Annotated in this window: 17 protein-coding genes; 7 read left to right on the top strand and 10 right to left on the bottom strand. The window is 70.2% G+C overall.

Going from position 1 to position 21,161, the window contains the following annotated elements; all coding sequences use genetic code 11:
- Positions 1-14 precede the first annotated feature (14 nt).
- The 3 genes from ACK41C_RS15890 to ACK41C_RS15880 all read right to left on the bottom strand — a co-directional run bounded on the left by ACK41C_RS15890 (position 15) and on the right by ACK41C_RS15880 (position 4,554).
- Positions 15-833, bottom strand: coding sequence for a hypothetical protein (locus ACK41C_RS15890; protein WP_409656215.1), 819 nt, complete (start codon positions 831-833; stop codon positions 15-17).
- A 176-nt stretch (positions 834-1,009) separates the two neighbouring features.
- Positions 1,010-1,765 carry a hypothetical protein gene (locus tag ACK41C_RS15885; protein WP_409656214.1) on the bottom strand — a complete coding sequence of 252 codons (756 nt, stop codon included), beginning with the start codon at positions 1,763-1,765 and terminating at the stop codon, positions 1,010-1,012.
- A gap of 32 nt (positions 1,766-1,797) precedes the next feature.
- Complete coding sequence (locus ACK41C_RS15880) at positions 1,798-4,554, bottom strand: protein kinase domain-containing protein (RefSeq protein WP_409656212.1); 2,757 nt, start codon at positions 4,552-4,554, stop codon at positions 1,798-1,800.
- Positions 4,555-4,782: 228 nt separating this feature from the next.
- On the opposite strand from ACK41C_RS15880, the gene ACK41C_RS15875 reads away from it, so the two are divergent.
- Positions 4,783-5,511, top strand: coding sequence for a hypothetical protein (locus ACK41C_RS15875; protein ID WP_409656210.1), 729 nt, complete (start codon positions 4,783-4,785; stop codon positions 5,509-5,511).
- A gap of 13 nt (positions 5,512-5,524) precedes the next feature.
- Here ACK41C_RS15875 and ACK41C_RS15870 read toward each other — a convergent pair whose 3' ends face one another.
- Positions 5,525-6,529 carry an SDR family oxidoreductase gene (locus tag ACK41C_RS15870; protein WP_409656208.1) on the bottom strand — a complete coding sequence of 335 codons (1,005 nt, stop codon included), beginning with the start codon at positions 6,527-6,529 and terminating at the stop codon, positions 5,525-5,527.
- A 53-nt stretch (positions 6,530-6,582) separates the two neighbouring features.
- The gene (metC, locus tag ACK41C_RS15865) at positions 6,583-7,740 is read right to left on the bottom strand and encodes a cystathionine beta-lyase (protein WP_409656206.1); all 1,158 of its coding nucleotides are present in this window, start codon (positions 7,738-7,740) and stop codon (positions 6,583-6,585) included.
- 120 nt (positions 7,741-7,860) lie between these two features.
- On the opposite strand from metC, the gene ACK41C_RS15860 reads away from it, so the two are divergent.
- Complete coding sequence (locus tag ACK41C_RS15860; RefSeq protein ID WP_409656204.1) at positions 7,861-8,946, top strand: amino acid ABC transporter substrate-binding protein; 1,086 nt, start codon at positions 7,861-7,863, stop codon at positions 8,944-8,946.
- A 4-nt stretch (positions 8,947-8,950) separates the two neighbouring features.
- On the opposite strand, the gene sseA is transcribed toward ACK41C_RS15860, so the two are convergent.
- The 3 genes from sseA to ACK41C_RS15845 are packed head-to-tail and all read right to left on the bottom strand — an operon-like array spanning position 8,951 to position 12,086.
- Complete coding sequence (gene sseA / locus ACK41C_RS15855; protein ID WP_409656202.1) at positions 8,951-9,799, bottom strand: 3-mercaptopyruvate sulfurtransferase; 849 nt, start codon at positions 9,797-9,799, stop codon at positions 8,951-8,953.
- Positions 9,790-10,788, bottom strand: coding sequence for a cysteine synthase A (locus ACK41C_RS15850; RefSeq protein WP_409656200.1), 999 nt, complete (start codon positions 10,786-10,788; stop codon positions 9,790-9,792). Before ACK41C_RS15850 ends, sseA begins: the two co-directional genes overlap by 10 nt.
- A gap of 44 nt (positions 10,789-10,832) precedes the next feature.
- Complete coding sequence (locus tag ACK41C_RS15845; RefSeq protein ID WP_409656198.1) at positions 10,833-12,086, bottom strand: class I SAM-dependent methyltransferase; 1,254 nt, start codon at positions 12,084-12,086, stop codon at positions 10,833-10,835.
- 155 nt (positions 12,087-12,241) lie between these two features.
- Here ACK41C_RS15845 and kdsA point away from each other — a divergent pair, with 155 nt between their 5' ends.
- Genes kdsA through ACK41C_RS15825 form a run of 4 tightly spaced genes read left to right on the top strand, consistent with a single transcriptional unit; the run spans position 12,242 to position 16,744 of the window.
- A complete protein-coding gene (gene kdsA / locus ACK41C_RS15840) occupies positions 12,242-13,099 on the top strand; it encodes a 3-deoxy-8-phosphooctulonate synthase (RefSeq protein ID WP_409656196.1) in 858 nt (285 codons plus the stop codon).
- A 10-nt stretch (positions 13,100-13,109) separates the two neighbouring features.
- Entirely contained in the window at positions 13,110-14,567 is a 1,458-nt protein-coding gene (rfaE2, locus tag ACK41C_RS15835) for a D-glycero-beta-D-manno-heptose 1-phosphate adenylyltransferase (RefSeq protein ID WP_409656194.1), read from the top strand.
- Positions 14,564-15,562, top strand: a complete 999-nt coding sequence (gene rfaD, locus ACK41C_RS15830) for an ADP-glyceromanno-heptose 6-epimerase (protein ID WP_409656192.1) — start codon at positions 14,564-14,566, stop codon at positions 15,560-15,562. The genes rfaE2 and rfaD overlap by 4 nt, the downstream gene beginning before the upstream one ends.
- Positions 15,563-15,571: 9 nt before the next feature.
- Positions 15,572-16,744, top strand: a complete 1,173-nt coding sequence (locus ACK41C_RS15825) for a DUF3089 domain-containing protein (RefSeq protein WP_409656190.1) — start codon at positions 15,572-15,574, stop codon at positions 16,742-16,744.
- On the opposite strand, the gene ACK41C_RS15820 is transcribed toward ACK41C_RS15825, so the two are convergent.
- Together ACK41C_RS15820 and recG are read right to left on the bottom strand one after the other, a co-directional pair.
- Complete coding sequence (locus ACK41C_RS15820; RefSeq protein WP_409656188.1) at positions 16,669-18,486, bottom strand: transglycosylase domain-containing protein; 1,818 nt, start codon at positions 18,484-18,486, stop codon at positions 16,669-16,671. The genes ACK41C_RS15825 and ACK41C_RS15820 overlap by 76 nt on opposite strands.
- Positions 18,487-18,588: 102 nt before the next feature.
- On the bottom strand, positions 18,589-20,664 hold the full coding sequence (gene recG, locus ACK41C_RS15815; protein WP_409656186.1) for an ATP-dependent DNA helicase RecG: 2,076 nt from the start codon (positions 20,662-20,664) through the stop codon (positions 18,589-18,591).
- A gap of 125 nt (positions 20,665-20,789) precedes the next feature.
- Between recG and ACK41C_RS15810 the strand changes: the two genes are divergently transcribed.
- On the top strand, positions 20,790-21,074 hold the full coding sequence (locus ACK41C_RS15810; protein ID WP_409656184.1) for a hypothetical protein: 285 nt from the start codon (positions 20,790-20,792) through the stop codon (positions 21,072-21,074).
- Positions 21,075-21,161 lie beyond the last annotated feature (87 nt).

Genomic DNA, 21,161 nt, shown 5'->3' with positions numbered 1-21,161 from the left:
GCGCGACCTGCGCCTTATGGCGCGGTCTCGAACCGGGCCACGGCATTCTCGATGTCGCGTTGCAGGTTGATGGCGCAATCTTCCGTCAGTCCGCCCGCGATCACCGTGGCGCGGCTCTCTCCGTCGCTGCGCAGCGTCAGCGTGAAACTGCGGGCCGCCTGCCGCCGGCCGAGGCCGCGTCCGATCATGCCCGATGTCGAGAGGCCGCCTGGCCCAGGCATCAGCGGTTCTCGGGCGACCTTGACGCCCCGATTGACCACCTCCATCTCGGCGACACGGTCGAGCGGCAGGCTCACGTCATTGCTGTAAATGCCCTGCGGCGATACGGAGATCGTGACCGGTTTGCGATGCCGTGCGCCGGGAAGCACGAAGATCGCGACGAGCGCCGGCCAGAAGATCAACACCCACGGCGTCACCATGCTCAACACCGCAAAGAGCGGCAGCGGCGTCAGCACGGTGAGCCATGAGGCCCGCGCCGGGCGCACGTCGTACAGGTATCCGCCCCTTGCCGGATCGTCGCGGCGTTTGAATGTGGCCCTCGCGCCGTTGGCTCCGGTGCGCAGCAGATTGAGACCGCCGAACGGAAGGAACAAAAGAAACAGCGAGAGCGGCATGCTCCAACTGCCGAGATTGACGCCCCAGGCGCCAAGCCAGCCGCCAAGCATGCTTCTCGGACCGAATAGGTTTCCCGCCAAGCTCCCTGTGATGAAGAATACGAGCGGCAGGAGATTGATCGCCAGAAAGCCGATGCCGACCCAGACCAGAACGCGCTGCCACACCGGCCGCTGAGGCGACAGGAGCGGCAGCCGTGCGGGACCGCTCTTCAGTTCCATGGGGGAGGGGTCCATCGGCATAACGGATACCTCGGGATTCAAGACGGACGCGTCGGCGGATTCGGCTTACTTCTTGGCACCGTTGCGGGCTCCGATCTTCACGGACGGATCACGGTTTTCTAACGCGAGCGGCTCGTCGCCGAAGCGGAGCGCCGCCGGAGCCGCCGAGGCGAGGGTCAGGAGCACAGGCTGCGATCGCGGGCGACCTCCGCTTCCGTCCGGCCGCCGAACGGATCGTCGAGCACGAATATGTATTCGTCGGTGCTGGGCACGCCGCTGCCGTAATTGACCGACTTGTGCAGGATCGCCGACTGGCCGCCATAGGTCAGGCGGACATAGCCGAAGCCGGTCGGGCTGTGGCAGCCGATGTTCTGCGGCCGCACGCCGAGCGTTCGAAGCGCCTTCTCGATGGGCTCCCATTCCACCGTGTCGTCGCCGGGCGACGAGAGATGGATCTGGTTCACCCGGTTCGCCGTGCCGCTGAGGTGGATTTCGTAGACCGCCCCGCCGAGGTCGATCGAACCGCCATGGGTGACGGTGGAGCCGTCCCACCGGGCCGGGTGGGTTTTGCGCGCGCGCCATCGGGCGCCCGGAAACGCCGCCCGCGCGGTGTCCCAGTCGCGGGATTGGCTCGGCCCGACGCTGTTCCGCAACAGGCCTGCGATCCTGTCCGTGCGCGATCCCTGAAGGGCCAGGGGCGGCGGCTGAACCGACGCCGCCTGCGTCGAGCTGGCGGCCTGGGCTTGCGGCTCTGCGATCGGATCGGCGGAGACGGCGGGCGAGGGATCGGCCGCCGCGGCTGCGGCCGCATCGGTCCCGACCGTGGGCTGGGCCTGGTCGCCGTCGGCGGGGGGGGGGGCAGAACGGCCGTCGCATCCCGCCAGCACGAGCGCCAGGCCTGCGACGACGGCCCATGAAGGTTTGTTGGACATGACAGGGTGGCTCCTTCGCCTGTTCGATCGCCTCATTCTGAGCGCCGGTTCGCGCACGCGGCCTTGGCTTGCGCGCAAGCCTGGGCGAGCGCCTTACGGTGCGGCTCGACGATCCACGCCTGAAGCTCGCTGCGCTCCATCTCCGCGACGGCGTCGGCCAGCAGGGCGAGCCCTTCCGGCCGCCCGGAACCGAGCAGCACCCGGCCTTTCAGCCCGGCGACGCGCAGGTTCCACCGATCCCCCGGGCTGCCGGATTCGAGCTTCGCCGGGTCCAGGGCGGCGACGAGCGGGGCCGCGGCCTCGACCCGGCCCGCCTGGAGCTGCGCTTCGGCAAGGTAGTAACCGAGCACGTGGACGGCCGGCGATTCCGGGCCGAGGCGGCGGACGAAGGCCTCGCGGGCGGGCGCGAGGCTGCGGATGGCGGCCTGGATCTCGCCCAGGTGAAGCTGGATCACGCCCTCGTTGCCCGAACTCATCATGCAGGTGAGGTGGTCGGCCCCGTGCAGGGCGCACATATCCTTCCGGACGGCGGAAATCAGCGGCGCGGCTTTGGACCAACGGCCGGACGTCGCATAGAGATTTCCCAGGGCGCTCTGCGCCTCGAGGACCTGGGAGGAGTTCGCCCCGAACGCCGCCTTCAGCCGTTCCGTCGCCTTCAACAGGGCCGGTTCGGCCTCCTCGTAGCGGCCGGCATAGAGCAGGGCGGCCCCATGATAGAGGGCGGCGCTCGCCTGCCGCCCCTGGCTGACGCCGGCCTCTGCGTAGGTCGCGTCCTGCAGGCCCGCGAGCATTTCGACGGCCTCGTCGTGCCGGCCCAGGCGGCTGTAGCACTGCGCCAGGTCCATGCGCAGGCGATAGGCCGTCTGCAGGTCGTCCGGCGCGGCCGAGGCTTGCAGCCGCAAGGCCTCTTCGAACTGGGCCGCGGCCGGTTCGATGTCGGCCTGCATGAGGCGGAAGCGTCCGCGCGCCTGGGCGGCGACATAGGTCAGCGCATCGTCGCTTCGGCCGGCCGCGGCTGCGTCGCGGTCGGCGGCGTCGAGCACGGCCTTGGCTTCGTCGTATTCCGACCCGTTGGCGAGCGCTTCGGCGAGCCGGTAGCGGGCCTGAAGCGTCCGCGGGTCCGCTGGCCCGTGCGCCCGCTCCAGCAGGGCCGCGGCCCGGCGCCGATGCTCGACGGCGCGGCCGTGGTCGGCGAGCCCCCCATAGATGTCGCCGGCGGTGAGCCGGATCGCGATCTCCGTGGCCGGATCGGTGGCGAAGCGCTCGCCGATGGCGCCCGCCGCGCGGTCGAGCGCCTCGCGCACGGTCACCGAACCGCCGCCGTCCGGCCGCGCCGGATCGGCGTTCACCAGGAGATCGGTCAGGAACGCGCCCGTGGCCTGGGCCCTGGCCGCCTGGGCCTCGGCGGCGCGCTGGGCCTGGCTCGCCCGATCGTAAAGCCACAGGCTGGCGCCCAGACCGAGGACGAGAGCCGCGAAGGTCGCGGCTGCCCAAGGCCGTCGGGCCCGCATCCGGTCGAGCGCGCGACTGGCGGCCAGGGCGCGATGCTCGGCCTCCTCCAGCCGGCGGCGCTCGACCCTTCGGGCCTCCAGGCTGCGCAGCCGGTCGGCGAGCTCGGCGGCGGAAGCCAGGCGAGACGCCGGATCGCCGCTGGTCGACTGGGCGATGTCCTCGCGCAGGAGCGGATCCCCGACATCCTGCTCCCAGCCGGTCGTCAGCGGCTTGCGGATGTCGCCGGCCAGCACCTGGTAGAGGAGGACGCCCAGGGAATAGACGTCGCTGCGCGCGGTCGGCGTGCGCCCGGCCAGGATCTCCGGAGCGATGTACAACGGCGTGCCGAGGCTCGTCTCGGACGAGGCGGCCTCATCGAGCGTCAACCCCAGAGGCGTCACGCCGAGTTCCTCGAGGCGGCCGGGTGCGATCAGCCGACCGGCGCCGAAGTCCGTGATCCGCACCTGCCAGCCGCCGTCCTCGCCGGCTGCGACCAGCACGTTGGAAGGCTTGATGTCCTTGTGCAGGACTCCGACCTCGTGGGCGGCGGCGACGGCGTCGATCGCCTGAAGCGCGAGGTCCAGCCTGCCGGCGATCGGCAGGGCGGCCAGGCGATCGGATTCGTCGGCCCATTCGACCAAGCTTTGGCCGCCGTATTCGCATTCGAGGAAGTAGGGCGGGATCTCGAAGTTCCAGTCGATGATCCTGACCATGTCGCGCCGGTCGCCGAGGCTTTCGCGCAGCACGCGCGACAGGGTCGCTTCGCGCTTCAGCGCGCTCAGGCGCCCGCCGTCGGGACTGAACTTGTAGACGCGGGGTTCGCCGGTCTTGTCGTGGCGCGCGAGCCAGACTTCGCTGCCTCGCGTTCCATCGAGCTGCCGGCGGAGAATGAAGTGGGAGCGCCCCGGAACCCGCTGGCCGGCCTTCAGCTCCAAGCGGTTTACCGGCCGGCGGCCCACGGCCATCCGTTCGATCTGGGCGACGATCCGGTAGCCGACCCGCGCCTGGGTGTGGATGAGGCCGGCGTTCGCTTCGCCCAGCCCTTTACGCAATTTGGCCACGGCGTTCGCCAGGACGTTCTCCACCGTGACCCGGCCGGCCCAGACGCTCTCCAGGAGTTCGGCCTTGGTGACGATCTCACCGGCGTGCTGCAGAAGCATGGCGAGCACCTCGAGCGGCCGGCGTTCCAACTCGACGGGGCGGCCATCCACCCTCAGCTCGAACCGCGCCTCATTGAACTCCGCCGTTCCGAAACGGTAGCGGTGCAACGCCCCTTCGAAGTCCCGATCCTCGTCCATGGCCCCGCCCTCTGGACGGCGGCGTTCGCCGCCGAACGCATCAAACGAGCCTCAGCCCCGACACGTCAAAGCCGTTTTCGCGCCGTTAGGGATTCGTGAGGGTTCCGTGAAGATTTGGCCGGCCGCCGCGCCCAGGCTCGGGAGCGCATCGTGCTGCGTTGGCCCGCCGGCGGAAACGTCTCGCGATCATGAGGGACCCAACGACCTGCTGAAGCGAGGCGGATTGTCATGAACGCACGAAAGCTCGGCCTGCTCCTGTTCCTGGGCGGCGCCATTATCCTGGTCCTGTCGATCGTCTGGTTCTTCGCGGCCTATGCGGAGGCGATCGACACCTTCAGCGGCCTGGGCGGACGGGAAATGGCGGGCAAGATGATGGCCTGCCTCTATTCGTCTCCTGCGATCTGCCAGGGTGTGGGGATGTTCAGTGAGGGGCCCTCCTACAGTCCCGTCGTGTTCTGGATCGGCATGGTCTCGCTGATGGTCGGGGTGGTGGTCTGGATTTCGTCGGCGAAGCCAGCCGCCGGCGAGGGCGAACGGCCCCCCGGAGCCGACGCTCTCCTCCTTGGCTTCATACCCAGCCAGAAGTACGCCAGGAACGTCTATCTCCTCATGCTGATCGGGGCGGGCGGCTGCCTGCTTCTGCCGCCGCTGGCGATCGTCGGCCTGGTGGGCTTCGTGCTGGCGCTGTTGGGGTTCTTCGCCTTCGGAACACGGCTGGACGCGCTGAACCGTAACCACATGACGGCGGCCTGCGTGGTCTTTGCGGCCGCATCCACCCTCCTGCTCGTCACGCTCGGCAGCATTCTCTTCCTGGTGGTCGGCCTGGCGCAGCTTGCGCTCTACTACATCGGCTTCAACAGCTACCGGCACGGGCGGCCGATCGGGCTCGCAAATCTGAAGGATGAGGCGCTGCTGGCCCTGCGTCCGCAGGGCCAGGGGGTCTCCGACCCCAAATGAGGCCCCGCGCGCCTCACCCGCCGCTGTAGCCGCCGATGATCGGCAGGATCTCGCCGGTGATGTAGCTGGAGGTCTGGGGCGAGGCGAGGAAGACGAAGGCGGGCGCGATCTCCTCGGGCTGGGCCGGGCGCTTCATCGGGGTCTGGGCGCCGAACTTCGCCACCTGCTCGGCCTGCCGGTCGGCCGGGTTCAGAGGCGTCCAGACCGGCCCCGGCGCCACGACGTTCACGCGGATTCCCCGGGGCGCCAGATGCGTCGCGAGCGAGCGGCTGAAGGCGTGGATGCCGCCCTTGGTCGTCCCGTAGTCCAGCAGCTGCTTGTTCCCCAGAAGCCCGACGACCGAGCCGGTCGCGATGATCGACGCGCCCGGCTTCATGTGCGGCACGGCGGCCTTGGCGAGATAGTAGTAGCCGTAGAGGTTGGTCTTGAGCGTCTTGTCGAACTGCTCGGGGGTCAGGTCCTCGAACTCAGGCACGTGCTCCTGGAAGGCGGCGTTGGAGACCAGCACGTCCAACCGGCCGAACGCTTCCAGGGTCTTGCGCACCGCGTGTTCGGCATAGGCCGGATCGGCGACGTTCCCCGGCAGCAGGATCGCCTTACGACCCTCCTTTTCCACCGCCCGCCTGGTCTCCTCGGCGTCCTCGTGTTCGTCGAGATAGGCGATGGCGACGTCGGCGCCTTCACGGGCGAAGAGCACGGCCACGGCCCGGCCGATGCCGGAATCCGCGCCGGTGATCAGCGCCGCACGGTCCTTCAGCTTGTCCGAGCCCTTGTAGAACGGCGCGTCGTACATCGGGGCGGGCTCGAGTTTCGCCTCGATCCCTGGCTTCGCCTGATGCTGCTCGGGCAGGGGCGGGACGGGATATTCGCGGGCGCCGGTCTGGGGCGGTTTGTCCTCGCCGTCCTTGGATTCGAACGACCGATGCTCCTTGGCGTCGATCTTCGACTGGATGTCGCGCTGCTCCTGCGCGACCCCGGCGGCGTCGCGGGCGAATTCTTCCTCGCGAGACTGAGTCATGGCGCTCCCTTTCGGCTTGCGACAGGCAATCGACGGCGCGCGAGGGGTTCCCTTCAGCCGGCGGCGTAGGCGTCGAGGCCCGCCCGCAGGTCCTCGATCAGGTCCGAGGGCGTCTCCAGCCCGATATGCAGACGGATCAGCGGCCCCTCGAACTTAGGCGCAAAGGCGCGCCTGGGAAGCTGCGGGTCGCAGACGATCGCCAGGCTCTCGAACCCGCCCCAGGAGAAGCCGAGGCCGAAGAGCTTGAGCCGATCGAGGAAGGCGTTCACCGCCGTTTCGGAGCGGGGCCGCAGCACGAAGCCGAAGAGGCCGCAGGTTCCCGAATAGTCCCGCGCCCAGAGCTCGTGGCCGGGCGAGCCGGGCAGGGCGGGATGCAGCACCTGCGCCACCTCCGGCTGCTCGCGCAGCCAGGCGGCGATGCGCAGCGAGGCCTGGCCCTGCTGCTCCAGCCGGGCGGGCAGGGTGCGCAGGCCGCGCAGCATCATGTAGGCGTCTTCGGGGGAGACCGCCCAGCCCAGATGGTGGATCCCGTTCGCCAGCGCCTGGGCGAGCTTCGGATCGCGCGCCGCGGCCGAGCCCATGAAGACGTCGGAATGACCGCCGACATACTTGGTGAGGGCCTGGACGCTGATGTCGATTCCGTGCGCCAGCGGTTTGAAGAGATAGCCCGCGCCCCAGGTGTTGTCGGCCATGGTCAGGACGCCGCGCGCCTGCGCCAGCTGCGCCACGGCCGAGAGGTCCTGCATCTCGAAGGTCAGCGAGCCCGGGGATTCCAGCAGGATCAGGCGCGTGGCCGGGCCGGCCATGCCGACGACGGCCTCCGGCGTTTGGCTGGGATCGAAGTAGCGCACCTCGACGCCGAAGCGCTTCAACACCTGGTCGCAGAACCGGCGGCTGGGCTTGTAGATGTTGTCGCCGGCCAGCACCTGGTCGCCGGCCTTCAGCACCGCCAACATGGCGCCGGTGATCGCCGCGAGGCCGGAGGGATAGAGGCTGACGCCGGCCGCGCCCTCCATCTCGGCGAGCGCGTCCTTCAGAGCCTCCTGCGACGCCAGGCCGCCGCGGCCATAGGTGATGTAGGCGTCGTCGTCATAGAGCGCCGCGGCGCTTGGCAACAGCACCGTCGACCCCTTCTGGATTGGCGGCCCCACCGTCTTGGAAAGCTCCGCAGGCGGGGCGCCGGCGCGGATCAGGCGGGTTTCTTCATCCATACGGGTTGACGGGCCGGAACGAACAGGGGCGAAAATCCAGGCTCGCACTTAGAGCCCTCGTGGGCCTTCCGATCAAGGAGCAGAGCCATAAGACGCCGCAGCCCGTGGACGATTCTCCCCGTGATCTGCGGCCTGGCCCTGGCGGTTTCGGCGTGCGAGCGGCGCCCCGAGGCGCCGGCCCCGCCCGCGGTTCCGGTCGAGACCCCGCCGCCGGCGCCGATCGCCGAGGGCGCGACCAAGCCCAGCAAGACCCTGGCGGCGGTCCGGTCGCGCGGCTACCTGCGCTGCGGCGTCCATGAGGGCCTGGCTGGTTTCGCCTTCCGCGACAACCGGGGCGAATGGCGCGGCTTCGACGTCGACATCTGCCGCGCGGTCGCCGCCGCGGTGCTGGGCGATGCGGGCAAGGTGCGTTTCACCTCGCTTTCGGCCCAGGACCGCTTCGGGACCCTGGAAGGGGGACAGATCGACCTCCTGTCCCGAAACACCTCCTGGACCTATTCGCGCGACGCCGGCCGGCCGATCGATTTCGCGGCTATCACCTATTACGACGGGCAGGGCTTTCTCGTGCGGCGGGCGCTCGGCCTGACCAGCGCCGCCGAGCTCAGCGGCGCCCGCATCTGCGTCCAGGCGGGCACCGCGGCCGAGGCCAGCCTCGCCGAGTACTTCCAGGCCCGCGGCCTGAACTACCGCGCGGTGGTCGCCGGTTCCGAGGCTGAGGCGCGCAACTTCTACCAGACCGAACAGTGCGACGCTTTCACCGCCGACGTCGGCGCGCTCGCCTCGGCCCGCTCGGTGATGAACAATCCCGGCAATCACGTGATCCTGCCTGAGATCATCTCCAAGGAGCCCCTGGGCCCGGTGGTGCGCGAGGACGATGCGGTCTGGACGGACATCGTCCGCTGGACGGTCTGGTCGCTGGTCCTGGCGGAGGAGCTTAAGCTGAGCGGTCGCAGCCTGCCGCTGCTGGCCGAGACCACCACCAATCCCGAGACCCGCCGCCTGCTCGGCCTCGACGAGGCCGACTACGGCCGGTCGCTCGGCCTCTCCAAGGACTGGGCCTATCAGGCGATCCTGCAGGTCGGCGCCTATGACGAGATCTTCGAGCGCAATCTGGGCGCCGGCTCGCCCCTACGCCTGGAGCGCGGCCTCAACGCCCTGTGGAACGCGCCACGGCCGGGCCTGCTCTACGCCCCGCCGATGCGCTGAGCGATCAGGCGCCGGTGGCCACGGGCGTGTCGTCCCGCCCACCCCATTCCGCCCACGAGCCGTCATAGACCGCCGTGCGGTCGGCGCCGATGCGGGCCAGGGCCAGCGCCAGCACCGAGGCCGTGACGCCGGAGCCGCAGGTGGTCACCACGGGGCGCTTCACGTCTACGCCGGCCGCTTTGAACGCCTGGCGCAGCTCCTCAGGGGATTTCAGCCGCCCGTCCGGCGCCACGACCTGATCGAAGGGCAGGTTGAGCGCCCCGGGCATGTGGCCGGCCCGCAGGCCCGGGCGGGGCTCAGCCGCCTCGCCGCGGAAACGCGCCAAAGGCCGAGCGTCGAGGATCTGGTCCTTGCCGGAGGCGAGCATCGTCCGCACGGCCTCCAGGTCGCGCACGAGCTCGGCGTTGAAGGCCGGCGCCACGTCGACGACGCGGGGCGAGACCTCGCCGGTCTCCACTGGCCGGCGCTCGGCCAGCCACTGGCGAAAGCCCCCGTCCAGCACGGCGACCTGGTCGTACCCCATGACCCGCAGCGTCCACCAGACCCGGGCCGCGGAGAAGATCCCCACCGTGTCGTAGACGACGACGGCATGGTCGCGCGAAAGGCCGAGCTCGCCTGCGGCCTTCGCGAACGCCTCCGGGCTGGGCAGCATGTGCGGCAGGTCGGTCGCCGGATCGGCGATGGCGTCGATGTCGAAGAAGACCGCGCCCGGTATGTGAGCCTGCAGATACTCCTCGCGGCCGCTGCGCCCGGCGGCCGGCATGTGCCAGGAGCCGTCGACCACCCGCACCTCGTCGGTGCGCAGCCGGTCGGCCAGCCAGGCCGTCGAGACGAGGGGATCGGTCAGAGCCATGACGGGACGGGCAGATCGCGTTCCTTCAGGAACTGGGGATTGTAGATCTTGCTCTGATAGCGCGCGCCCTGGTCGCACAGGATCGTCACGATGGTGTGTCCGGGCCCCAGGTCGCGGGCCATGCGGATGGCGCCGGCGACGTTGATCCCGGTGGAGCCGCCCATCACCAGCCCCTCGTGCTCGACCATGTCGTAGATGACGTTCAGCATCTCGCGGTCGTCGATGCGATAGGCGCGGTCGACGGAGAGGCCTTCCAGATTGGCGGTGATGCGCCCCTGGCCGATGCCCTCGCTGATCGAGCTCCCCTCGGCCTTCAGTTCGCCTTGCGTGTACCAGGAATAGAGGGCCGCGCCGTGGGGGTCGGCAAGACCGATGGCGACCTCGGCTTTGCGCGCCCGCAGGGCCTGGGCGACGCCGGCCAGGGTGCCGCCGGAGCCGACGGCGCAGATGAAGCCGTCGACCTTGCCCTCGGTCTGGGCCCAGATCTCCGGCCCAGTGGTCTCCACATGCGCCTGGCGGTTGGCGACATTGTCGAACTGGTTGGCCCAGATGGCCCCGGCCGGTTCCTTAGCGTTCAGTTCCTCCGCCAAACGCCCGGAATAGCGGACATAGTTGTCGGGATTGGAGTAGGGGACCGCATCCACCTCCACGAGCTCCGCGCCCAGCAGGCGGATGGCGTCCTTCTTCTCCTGGCTTTGGGTGCGCGGGATGACGATGGTGGTCTTGTAGCCCAGCGCCTGGCCGACCATGGCGAGGCCAATGCCGGTGTTGCCCGCCGTGCCCTCGACGATGCGGCCGCCGGGCCGGATCAGGCCGCGGGCCTCCGCGTCGCGGATGATGTAGAGCGCCGCCCGGTCCTTCACCGACTGGCCGGGGTTCATGAACTCGGCCTTGCCGAGGATTTCGCAGCCGGTGATCTCGCTGGCGTGGCGCAGGCGGATCAGCGGCGTGTTTCCGATGGCGTCGAGGACGCTGGGGAGGACGGTCATGCCCCGCTACTTAGGCGGCGTCCGCCTGCAAGAACAGGGGGCGCTCAAGCTTTGGCGAGGCCAAGCTGCACCACATCGGTGCGGCCGCTGCGGAATCCCGCCTCGCAATAGCTGAGATAGAACCGCCAGAGCCTGCGGAACCGTTCGTCGAAGCCGAGCCCGGCGATCTCGTCCCAGGCGCTCTCGAACCGCCGGCCCCAGTGGGCCAGGGTGTCGGCATAGTCCTGGCCGAAGCGGGAAATTCCGGTCCACGACAGACCTGCGCGATCGGTCTGGGCTTTCAGCCGCTCTTCGGAGGGCAGCATGCCGCCGGGGAAGATGTACTTCTGGATGAAATCGGCCCGTCGGCGATAGGCGGCGAAGAACTCGTCCCGGATGGTGATGATCTGCAGGGCCGCGCGACCGCCCGGCGCCAGCACGTCGCGGATCTTGCCGAAATAGGCCGGCCAATAGCGCTCGCCCACCGCCTCGAACATTTCGATGGAAGCGACCCGGTCGAAGCGGCCCTCCACGTCGCGGTAATCGACCATCCGGATGTCCACGCCGTCGGAGAGGCCCTTTTGAGCCACGCGTCTGCGGGCGAAATCGAACTGTTCCTGCGAGATGGTGATGCCGGTGACCTTCGCCCCCACCGTCCCGGCGGCGTACTCGGCGAAGCCGCCCCAGCCGCAGCCGATCTCCAGCACGTGGTGACCCGGGCGCAGGTCCATGGCCTCGGCCAGGGCCCGGTACTTGTTGGTCTGGGCGGCGGCGAGATCCTGTTTCGCTTCCTCGAACAGGGCCGAGGAATAGGTCATGGTGGCGTCCAGCCACCGCGAATAGAAGGCGTTGCCCAGGTCGTAGTGCGCGTGGATGTTCTTGCGCGAGCCTCGCCGGGTGTTCGCGTTCATCGCATGGCCGATGAAATTGACCGCCCAGGACACGGGATTTCCATGCAAAAGCCGGGCTACTCTGTCGATGTTCTCGCTCATCGCCAGCAGCACCGCCGAGAGGTCCGGCGTATCCCACTCGCCGGCCATGTAGCCCTCGGCGAAGCCGATGTCGCCCGAGGCCAGCACCCGGCGCATGAAGCGGTGGTCGCGCACGACGATCCGGGCGTCGGGGCCCGGACGCTCGCCCTGAAGCTTGAGCTCGCGGCCGTTGGGCATGACGAAGGTCAGGCGGCCGACACGCCAGTTCAGCGCCAGGAGGCGCGCGGCGAAGCGGAAGGGGGCCGGGGCCCCCGCGAGTGCGGGCAATCTGTCGAAGGCCCGGGGCGAGGCGGCGATCGCCGCCAGCGGCTCATGCGCCAAGGTCATTGTCGCAACCCTCGATTTCCTAATAAGCATAACACTGGAATTTCGCGGGAGGCCACCCCTAGACCCGACCGGGCGGGCCGCGGACGGATCGTTTTCGGCTTGTGAAGGCTCGCCGCCCACGCCACTTAGGCGGCGAAGAAACCCTCGGGAGTCCCATGGCCGCGCTCACCCTGACCCGCTGGAACATCTCGATCGGCGAGGGCCATCCCCTGGTGGTGATCGCCGGCCTGAACGTGCTGGAGGACCTGGAGCTGGCGCGCGACGCCGCCCGGCATCTGAAGGCCGTGACCGCCGAGCTCGGCCTGCCCTATGTGTTCAAGGCGAGCTTCGACAAGGCCAACCGTTCCTCGATCCGCAGCTATCGCGGTCCCGGCCTGGAGAAGGGGCTGGAGATCCTGAAGGCGATCAAGGCCGAGTTCGACCTGCCCATCTGCACCGACCTGCACGAGGTGGATCAGGCCGAGCCGGTTGCAGAGGTCGCCGACCTGGTTCAGATCCCCGCCTTCCTCTGCCGCCAGACCGACTTGGTGATCGCCGCCGCCCGTGCGACACGGGCCGCTGGCGGCCTGCTGCACGTGAAGAAGGGGCAGTTCCTGGCGCCCTGGGACTGCCGCAACATCCTCGACAAGATCAAGGAGGCGGTGGAAACCGACATGACCATCCTGTGCGAGCGGGGCGTGTCGTTCGGCTACAACAACCTGGTGGTCGACATGCTGGGCATCCAGGCCATGAAGGACCTGGGCGCGCCGGTCACCATCGACGCCACCCACGCCGTCCAGCTGCCGGGGGCCAATCCGCGCTCGAACGGCGCTTCGACCGGCGGGCGGCGGGAAGGGGTGCCGATCCTGGCCAAGGCCGCGGTGGCGGCCGGCGCCGACGGGGTGTTCCTGGAGTTCCACCACGATCCGGACAAGGCCCTGTGCGACGGGCCGAGCTGCCTGCCGCTCTCCGAGGCCCGCGGCCTCCTGGCGATGCTCAAGGCGGTGCATGGCGCCGTTCGCCAATCGGTCTAGGCTGGGGCCGATGGATCTTTCCGCCCTCCAGAAGCTGCTCGGCGCCGTCGCCGGCGCCAGGATCGCCTGCGTCGGCGATCTGATGATCGACCGGTTCGTCTATGGCGAGGTCCACCGCGTTTCGCCCGAGGCGCCGATCCCCGTCCTGGCCCGCCAGCGCGAGATCGTCATGCTGGGCGCGGCCGGCAACGTGGCGCGCAACGCCGCAGCCCTGGGCGGCCAGGCGCGGCTGGTGGGGGTGATCGGCGGCGACGCCGAGGGGCACGAGGCCCTGCGCCTGATCGAGGCCGAGGAGGGCGTCGAAGGCTTCGTGGTCACCGATCCCGACCGTCCGACCACCTTGAAGACCCGCTTCGTCTCCGGCGGCCAGCAGTTGCTGCGTGTGGACATGGAGACCAGCGGTCCGGTGACCGGCGACTGCGAACAGCGCCTGATCCGCACCATCCGCGACGTGGGCCAGGACGCCGGCGTCATTCTGCTGTCGGACTACGGCAAGGGCGTGGTGACGCCGGCGGTGATCGCCGCCTGCCGGGCGACCGGCGCCCTGATGATCGTCGATTCCAAGGCCCGCAGCTTCGCCCGCTACGGTGAGGTGGATATCGTCAAGCCGAACGCCGCGGAGCTGGCCCACGCCACCGACATGCCGACCTCCACCGACGCGGAGGTGGAGGCGGCCCTCCTGCACGCGCTGACCCTGTGCGAGGCCAAGGCGATCCTGGTCACCCGCGCGGCCAAGGGCATCTCGCTGGCCGTCCGCGGCGAGGCCGTCCGGCACTTCCCCGGGATCCCGCGCGAGGTGTTCGACGCCTCCGGCGCGGGCGACACCACGATCGCCGCCCTCGGCCTCGCGCTGGCCGCCAAGGACGTCGGCGTCGAGGACGCCATCCAGTTCGCCATGCTGGCCTCGGGCGTGGCGGTGGGAAAGCCCGGCACCGCCGTGGTCACGCCGGAAGAACTGATCGAGGCGGCCCTGACCGCTCACCTGGCGCCGGCCGAGGCCAAGGTCGCCACGCCTCAGCGCATGGCCGAAGAGGTGGCGCGCTGGCGGGCCAAGGGCCTGCGTGTCGGCTTCACCAACGGCTGCTTCGACATCCTGCACCGGGGACACGTCACCTATCTGACCCAGGCCCGGGCCTGGTGCGACCGGCTGATCGTGGGCGTGAACTCCGACGCCTCGGTCCGGCGGCTGAAGGGGGAGGGGCGGCCGGTCAACGACCTGGAGAGCCGCGCCATGGTGCTGGCCGGCCTCGGCTCGGTGGACCTCGTCGTGCCCTTCGACGAGGACACGCCCGTGGCGCTGATCGAGGCCGCGCGGCCCGACGTGCTGGTCAAGGGCGCCGACTACGCCGAAAGTGAGGTGGTGGGCGGCGACTTCGTGAAGTCCTATGGCGGCCAGGTGCGCCTGGCGGAGATCGTTCAGGGCTTCTCCACCACCGCCGCCATCGCCCGGATGCAGGAGAAGGCATGACCCGCCGCATCGTCTTCGTCACCGGCGGGGCCGGCTTCATCGGCTCCAACATCGTGGCCAGGCTGGCCGAGGATCTCAGCCTGGACGTGGTGGTCTGCGACCGTCTGCACGAGGCCGAGCTCGGCAAGTGGCGCAACATCGCCAAGCATCCGATCGGCGACTTCGTAGCGCCGGAGATGATGTTCGACTGGCTGGAGAAGCGCTGGCGCGACGTGGAGCTGGTGATCCACATGGGGGCGGTGTCCTCCACCACCGAGCCGGACGCCGACAAGATCGTCCACACCAACTTCACCCTCAGCCGCGACCTCTTCCGCTGGTGCGCCGACCGCCAGAGGCGGTTCATCTACGCCTCTTCGGCCGCGACCTACGGCGACGCGACGGATTTCGTTGATCGGGACGACCTGGCCTCGCTCATCGCGCTACGGCCGCTCAACACCTATGGCTGGTCGAAGGCGCTGTTCGACACCTTCGCCGCCCGCCAGGCGGCCCGCGGCTATGCGCCGCCGCAGTGGGTGGGGCTGAAGTTCTTCAACGTCTACGGGCCGAACGAAGAGCACAAGCACTCGATGAAGTCGGTGGCCTCCCAGATCTGGCCGCAGGTGCGCGACGGCCATGCGGTGCAGCTCTTCCGCTCCTATCGCGAGGGCGTGCCGGACGGCGGTCAGATGCGGGACTTCGTCTATGTCCGCGACGTGGCCGACATCGTCGCCTGGCTCTCGAAGAACGAGCAGGTGAACGGCATCTACAATCTGGGTTCGGGCACGGCGCGCACCTTCGAGGACCTCGCCCGGGCGGTGTTCGCCGCCGCCGGTCGAGAGCCGCAGATCGAGTACACCCCCATGCCGCCGGCGATCCGCGACAAGTACCAGTACTTCACCCAGGCCCACATGGAGCGCCTGCAGCAGGCCGGCTACAACCAGCCGATGACCCGGCTGGAGGATGGGATCGGCGACTATGTCGGCAATTACCTGTCCCAGCCCGATCCCTATCGCTAGGCGGACGGGATGGCCGAACGTCCCAAGGGTTTTCGGCGCGGACTGATCGCCCTGGCCGTGCTGATCGCAAGCGTGCTGGGCGCCGGCGCCTTCGTCTGGCGCGATGACATCCTGCGCACCGGACTCGACCCCAAGGAGCCGTTCCAGACCTACGAACCGCCGCCGGCGCCGGACTATTCGCAGCGCGAAGCCTGGGCGCTGCTGCCGACCGATCCGGCCCAGGCGAAGCCAGACGAGCCTGCGGCCGACGTCTTCTTCGTCTCGCCCACCACCTATGACGGCGGGGCGCACTGGAACGCGCCCTTCGACGATCCACGCTCCGACGCGTTGTTCCGGCGGGTGATGGCGCCCAACTACGCCGGGCCGTTCGTGCGGGTGGGGCGGATATTCGCCCCGCGCTATCGCCAGGCGAGCCTCTATTCGCTCCTGACCCTGCGCGAGGACGCCAAGGAGGCGCGCCGGTTCGCCTATGGCGACGTGGCCCAGGCGTTCCGCCGCTATCTCTCCGACTACAACAGCGGCCGGCCGTTCGTGATCGTTGGCGTGGAGCAGGGCGGCACGCTGGCCGCCCGCCTGCTGGTCGAGGAGGTCGCCGCCGACCCGGCCGTCCGCGCCCGGCTGGCGGCCGCCTATCTGGTGGAAGCCGCCGTTCCGGCCGATGCGCCGCCCCTGCCGCCCTGCACGGGCCGCGACCAGGCCGGATGCCTGGCGGCCTGGGTCTCGGCCTACGAACACGACCTGGAACGGGCCCAGGCGATCCAGGACCGATCGCTGGTCTGGCGGCAGGGCGCGCTGGACAATCTGCACGGCAGCCGCCCGCTGTGCTTCAACCCGTTGCTGGGGCAGGTGAGCGAGGCCGAGGCGCCGGCCAGGCTGCACCAGGGCGCGGCCAACGCCACGGGCTTGGAGTGGGGCGCGCGGCCCGCCTTCCTGACCCGCCAGGTCTCGGCCCGATGCGAACGAGGCGTGCTCAGGGTCTCGCGGCCGAAGTCGGGCTCGCTGAAACCGTCGGGATCCTGGGCCGATCGGCGCAAGGTCCCAGGCTACAACCTCTTCTATGCGGACCTGGAGGCCGACGCCAAGGCGCGGTTGGCGGCCTGGAATGCTCAGTCGAGCGGTTCCGCGGAGGCTTCTGACGCGGCTTCGACCGGCTCCGGCTCCGGCTCCGGCTCGGGCGGCTGAGGCGCCGGCCGCCCGGCGGGGATCGCCTGGGCGGGAATCCGCTTGACCGCGGTGGTCATGAAGGTGCGCCAGAGCTCGGCTGGCGGGCCGCCGCCGGTGATCCGGCCCAGCGGGGCGTTGTCGTCGCGGCCCATCCAGGCGCAGGCTGCGAAGCCGCCCGTGTAGCCGCAGAACCAAGCGTCGCGGTAATCCGAGGTGGTGCCGGTCTTCCCGGCGATATCGCGTCCGGGCACAGCCGCCCGCGTCCCGGTGCCGGAGGTCACCGCCGCGCGCATCATCCGGTTCAGGTCCGAGAGGGCGGGGTTCTCGATGACCGGCGTCGGAGCCTGCGGCTTGCGCTGATAGAGCACCGCGCCGCCGGTCGTGCGGATTCGCTCGATTCCGTAGGGCGCCACGCGATCCCCGCCGTTGGCGAAGGCGGCGTAGGCCTGGGTCATCTGCAGCGGCGAGACCAGCGTGGTTCCCAGCGCCATGGCCGGATCGGTGTTGATCGGAGAGGCGACGCCCAGCCGTCGGGCGGCGGCGGCCACCCGGTCGCGGCCGACTTCGTCGGCGGTCCGAGCCGCGACGGTGTTCACCGACTGGGCTACGGCCCGCTCCAGGGTGATCTCGCCGAGATAGGCCTCGGTGTAGTTGCGCGGCGACCAGGCGCCGATCTGCACCGGCTCGTCGATCACCAGCATGTCCGGCGTCCAGCCTGCCTCCAGGGCCGCCAGATAGACGAACGGCTTCCACGCGGAGCCGGCCTGGCGCTGGGCCGAGGCTGCGCGGTTATAGGGGCCTCTCGCATAGTCGGTCCCGCCGACCATGACGCGGACGCGGCCTGTCCCGTCCAGCGCCACCAGGGCGGCCTGGGCGGGGCCCTGGACGCCGGGCCCGGCCACGGCGGCCTTGGCGGCTTCGGCCGCTGCGGCTTCCATCGGCAGGTCGAGCGTGGTCTCCACGACCATGTCCTGCCGCGGCGTTCCCGCCAGGCGACGGACCTCGCCGTCGATCCAGTCGATGAAGTACTGGGCCGGCGCCGTCGGCGCGGTCGTCCAGATCCGCGGCGTCTCGGCCTTGGCCCTGGCTCGCTGGGCGGGCGTGATGGCGCCGGTCTCCACCATGGCGTCGAGCACCAAGTTGGAGCGCTGCAGGGCCTGCTGGCGGCGTTCGGCGGGGTTGTAGTTGGTGGGCGACTTCAGCACCCCGGCCAGGATCGCGGCCTCCTTGACCGTCAGCTGGGCCGCGGGCTTGTTGAAGTAACGACGCGCCGCAGCCTCGATCCCATAGGCGCCGGAGCTGAAATAGACCCGGCTGAGATAGAGGCCGAGGATCTGGCGCTTGGAATAGGCCTGTTCCAGCTGCACGGCCAGCATCAGCTCCCGCGCCTTGCGTTCCACCGTACGGTCGGCGCTCAGGAACAGGTTGCGCGCCAGCTGCTGGGTGATGGTCGAGGCCCCTTGCGTTGCGCGCCCTTCGCCGATGCCGACCGCCACGGCGCGGCCGATGCCGACGGGATCGAACCCGCCGTGCGAATAGAACCGCCGGTCCTCGATGGCGACGAAGGCCGCCGGCACGTGCGCCGGCAGCTTCGCCAGGTCCACTGGCGGGGCGTAGCGGCCGCCCCGCGTCCCCAGCCACGCGCCCGACCGGTCCACATAGGTCACCTGCGGGTCGCGGCGGATCTCCGGCAGGCGCGGCAGCTCCACGGCGGCGGGCGCCAGCAGCGATCCGGCGGCGAGGAAGGCGGTCAGGGGCATGGTTCAGGGCAGGAGGCGAACACGGCGGCGCTTGGCTCCTTCCGCCCTCGCGCGGCTATGGGCAAGATAATTTCCGGTAATGCGCCGCGGGGCCGCACCGGCTCAGCCGGCGTCCTTCAGCGGCGAGCCGGGGCGCCAGTCGAACAGCTCTTGCAGCACGCGCAGGGCGCGGCCGCGCTCAGAGGCGAGTTGCGGGTCGCGGGTCACGATCAGGCGCGCATCGTCGCCGGCCGCGGCGATCAGGTCGCGATGAGCGAAGGGATCGGCGAACACATAGGCCGGGAAGCCGGACTGCCGCAGGCCCAGCGCATCGCCGCCGCCGCGCAGCTCCAGGTCCGTCTCGGCGATCAGGAAGCCGTCGTCGGTGCGGCGCAGGATGTCCAGCCGCTTCTGGGCGGTCTCGGACAGCGGCGGGTCGTAAAGCAGGACGCAGGCGCTTTCCCGCCGACCGCGCCCCACCCGGCCGCGCAGCTGGTGCAGCTGGGCCAGTCCGAAGCGCTCGGCCTGTTCGATCACCATGATGGTGGCGTTGGGGACGTTGACGCCGACCTCGACCACGGTGGTGGCGACCAGCAGCGAGATCCTGCCGTCGGCGAAGTCGGCCATGACGGCGTCCTTCTCGGCCGGCGGCATCTTGCCATGGATAAGGCCCACGCCCGGCCCGATCCGCTGGCGCAGCTCGGCGGCGCGCTTCTCGGCCGCCTTGAGGTCCACGACCTCCGATTCCGAGACCAGCGGGCAGATCCAGAAGGCCTGCGCCCCGCCGGCGATCGCCTGGCGCAGGCGCGCCTCCACCTCGTCGACGCGTGTCATGGGGGCCGCGCGGGTGGCCACTGGCGTGCGGCCCGGCGGCTTCTCGTCGATCCGCGAGACGTCGAGGTCGCCGTAGACCGTCAGCTCCAGGGTGCGCGGGATCGGCGTGGCCGACATGGCCAAAAGGTGGGTGGCCGCGCCCTTGGCCTGCAGGCGCTGCCGCTCGGCCACGCCGAACCGGTGCTGCTCGTCGATCACCGCCAGGCGCAGGTCGTGGAAGGCGACGTCGTCCTGAAAGAGCGCATGGGTGCCGACGGCCACCTTCACCGCCCCGGAGGCGAGCGCGCGCAGCTTCTCGGCCCGGCCGACGCCTTTGTCGCGTCCGGTCAGCAGGACGGCGGCGATCCCGTGCTCCGACAGCGGGCCTTCCAGGGTCTCGAAATGCTGCCGCGCCAGGATTTCGGTCGGCGCCATCAGGGCGCTCTGGCCGCCGGCGGCTGCGACGTCGGCCATGGCCAGCATGGCCACCACCGTCTTGCCGGACCCCACGTCGCCCTGCAGGAGGCGGCTCATGCGCTCGCCTGCGGCCAGGCCACGCCGCACGTCGGCCAGGGCGCGGCCCTGGGCGCCCGTCAGAGCGAAGGGCAGGTCGGCCTCGATCTTCCGCGCAAGATCGGAAGCGGGGATTGGCGGGGCCGGCTCGGCGCGCCGCTCGGCCTTGCGCTGGGCCATGGCCAGCTGGTGGGCCAGCAGCTCGTCATAGGCCAGGCGGCGCTGGTGCGGGGCGAGGGGGGCGAGGTCGGCCTCGCCCTGCGGGGCGTGCAGCCGTTCCAGCGCCGCGCGCCAGCCTGGGAAGCGTTCGCGGGCGAGCCAGGCCGGGTCCTGCCATTCCGGCAGGTCGGGGGCGCGGGAGAGCGCCTCCAGGGCGAGCTTCCGCACGGCGCGCGGCGGCAGACCGGCGGTGGCCGGATAGACGGTCTCGATCTCCGGAATCTCGCCGGCCCGTTCGGGCGGGACCATGTAGTCGGGATGGGCGATCTGCAGGTTAAGGCCGAAACGCTCCACCTTGCCCGAGACCAGGCGCTTGGCGCCGACCGGATGCTGCTCGGCCAGCCGGCCGCCGAAGCCGCCGAAGAAGACCAGCGAGATGACGCCCGTCTCGTCGTGGGCCTCGATGCGCCAAGGCTGCTGGGGGCTGCGCGGCGGCTTGCAGGCGTGGATCTCGAGCGAGAAGGTCTGCACCTCGCCCTCGACGGCGCTCGCCACGGTGGCCGCACGCCTGCGGATCAGGCTGTGGGGTTTGAGGAACAGCACGTCGCGGACCACCGGGCCGGCGAGCTTTTCCAGAAGCGGCGCGATCCGCGTCCCGACACCTTTCAGCGTCGTGACCGGCGCATAGAGCGGGAACAGAATCTCGGGCCGCATGGCGCAAGCTTAGTCCGGCCGTGCCGAACGTGATGCAACCATTATGGCCGAGGTTCGTTTTGGGCTGCGTTGGGGGCGCGATCGGCGCTGCCTGTCACCTGGAACCTGATCCAAGGAGAGATCCCATGCGATATACCGCACTGGCGACTGCGCTCGTGTTCGGCCTGGCCGTGACGGCCTGCTCGCGTCCCGCCGAGGACACCACCGTGGCCGACACCGCGGCGCCCGCCGACAGCATGAGCGCCATGGCTCCGGCCGATGCCGCCGGCGAAGCCGCCGACGCGGCGATGGACGCCGCCGGCGAGGCCACGGACGCCGCCGCCAGCGCCGCCGAGGCCGAGGCCGACGCGGTCGAAGCCCGCGGCGAGGCGGCCATGGATTCGGCCAAGCAGGCCGGCGAGACCCGCTAAGCCGTCTCGAGGCGGGGGCCCTCGGGCCTCCGCCGCCCTTTGCGCCGCCGGATGGGGTGGCGCGGGAGCGTCGGCCGCTCTATATCC

Source organism: Phenylobacterium sp., from assembly GCF_046290725.1.
Taxonomy (GTDB): Bacteria; Pseudomonadota; Alphaproteobacteria; order Caulobacterales; family Caulobacteraceae; genus Phenylobacterium.
This window is presented reverse-complemented; position numbering and strand designations above follow the sequence as displayed.

Bases quoted from the DNA above. Each gene is read 5' to 3' on its own strand.
- ACK41C_RS15890 (WP_409656215.1), bottom strand. From the start codon at position 833: ATGGAACTGAAGAGCGGTCCCGCACGGCTGCCGCTCCTGTCGCCTCAG.
- ACK41C_RS15885 (WP_409656214.1), bottom strand. From the start codon at position 1,765: ATGTCCAACAAACCTTCATGGGCCGTCGTCGCAGGCCTGGCGCTCGTG.
- ACK41C_RS15880 (WP_409656212.1), bottom strand. From the start codon at position 4,554: ATGGACGAGGATCGGGACTTCGAAGGGGCGTTGCACCGCTACCGTTTC.
- ACK41C_RS15875 (WP_409656210.1), top strand. From the start codon at position 4,783: ATGAACGCACGAAAGCTCGGCCTGCTCCTGTTCCTGGGCGGCGCCATT.
- ACK41C_RS15870 (WP_409656208.1), bottom strand. From the start codon at position 6,529: ATGACTCAGTCTCGCGAGGAAGAATTCGCCCGCGACGCCGCCGGGGTC.
- metC (WP_409656206.1), bottom strand. From the start codon at position 7,740: ATGGATGAAGAAACCCGCCTGATCCGCGCCGGCGCCCCGCCTGCGGAG.
- sseA (WP_409656202.1), bottom strand. From the start codon at position 9,799: ATGGCTCTGACCGATCCCCTCGTCTCGACGGCCTGGCTGGCCGACCGG.
- ACK41C_RS15850 (WP_409656200.1), bottom strand. From the start codon at position 10,788: ATGACCGTCCTCCCCAGCGTCCTCGACGCCATCGGAAACACGCCGCTG.
- ACK41C_RS15845 (WP_409656198.1), bottom strand. From the start codon at position 12,086: ATGACCTTGGCGCATGAGCCGCTGGCGGCGATCGCCGCCTCGCCCCGG.
- kdsA (WP_409656196.1), top strand. From the start codon at position 12,242: ATGGCCGCGCTCACCCTGACCCGCTGGAACATCTCGATCGGCGAGGGC.
- rfaE2 (WP_409656194.1), top strand. From the start codon at position 13,110: ATGGATCTTTCCGCCCTCCAGAAGCTGCTCGGCGCCGTCGCCGGCGCC.
- rfaD (WP_409656192.1), top strand. From the start codon at position 14,564: ATGACCCGCCGCATCGTCTTCGTCACCGGCGGGGCCGGCTTCATCGGC.
- ACK41C_RS15825 (WP_409656190.1), top strand. From the start codon at position 15,572: ATGGCCGAACGTCCCAAGGGTTTTCGGCGCGGACTGATCGCCCTGGCC.
- ACK41C_RS15820 (WP_409656188.1), bottom strand. From the start codon at position 18,486: ATGCCCCTGACCGCCTTCCTCGCCGCCGGATCGCTGCTGGCGCCCGCC.
- recG (WP_409656186.1), bottom strand. From the start codon at position 20,664: ATGCGGCCCGAGATTCTGTTCCCGCTCTATGCGCCGGTCACGACGCTG.
- ACK41C_RS15810 (WP_409656184.1), top strand. From the start codon at position 20,790: ATGCGATATACCGCACTGGCGACTGCGCTCGTGTTCGGCCTGGCCGTG.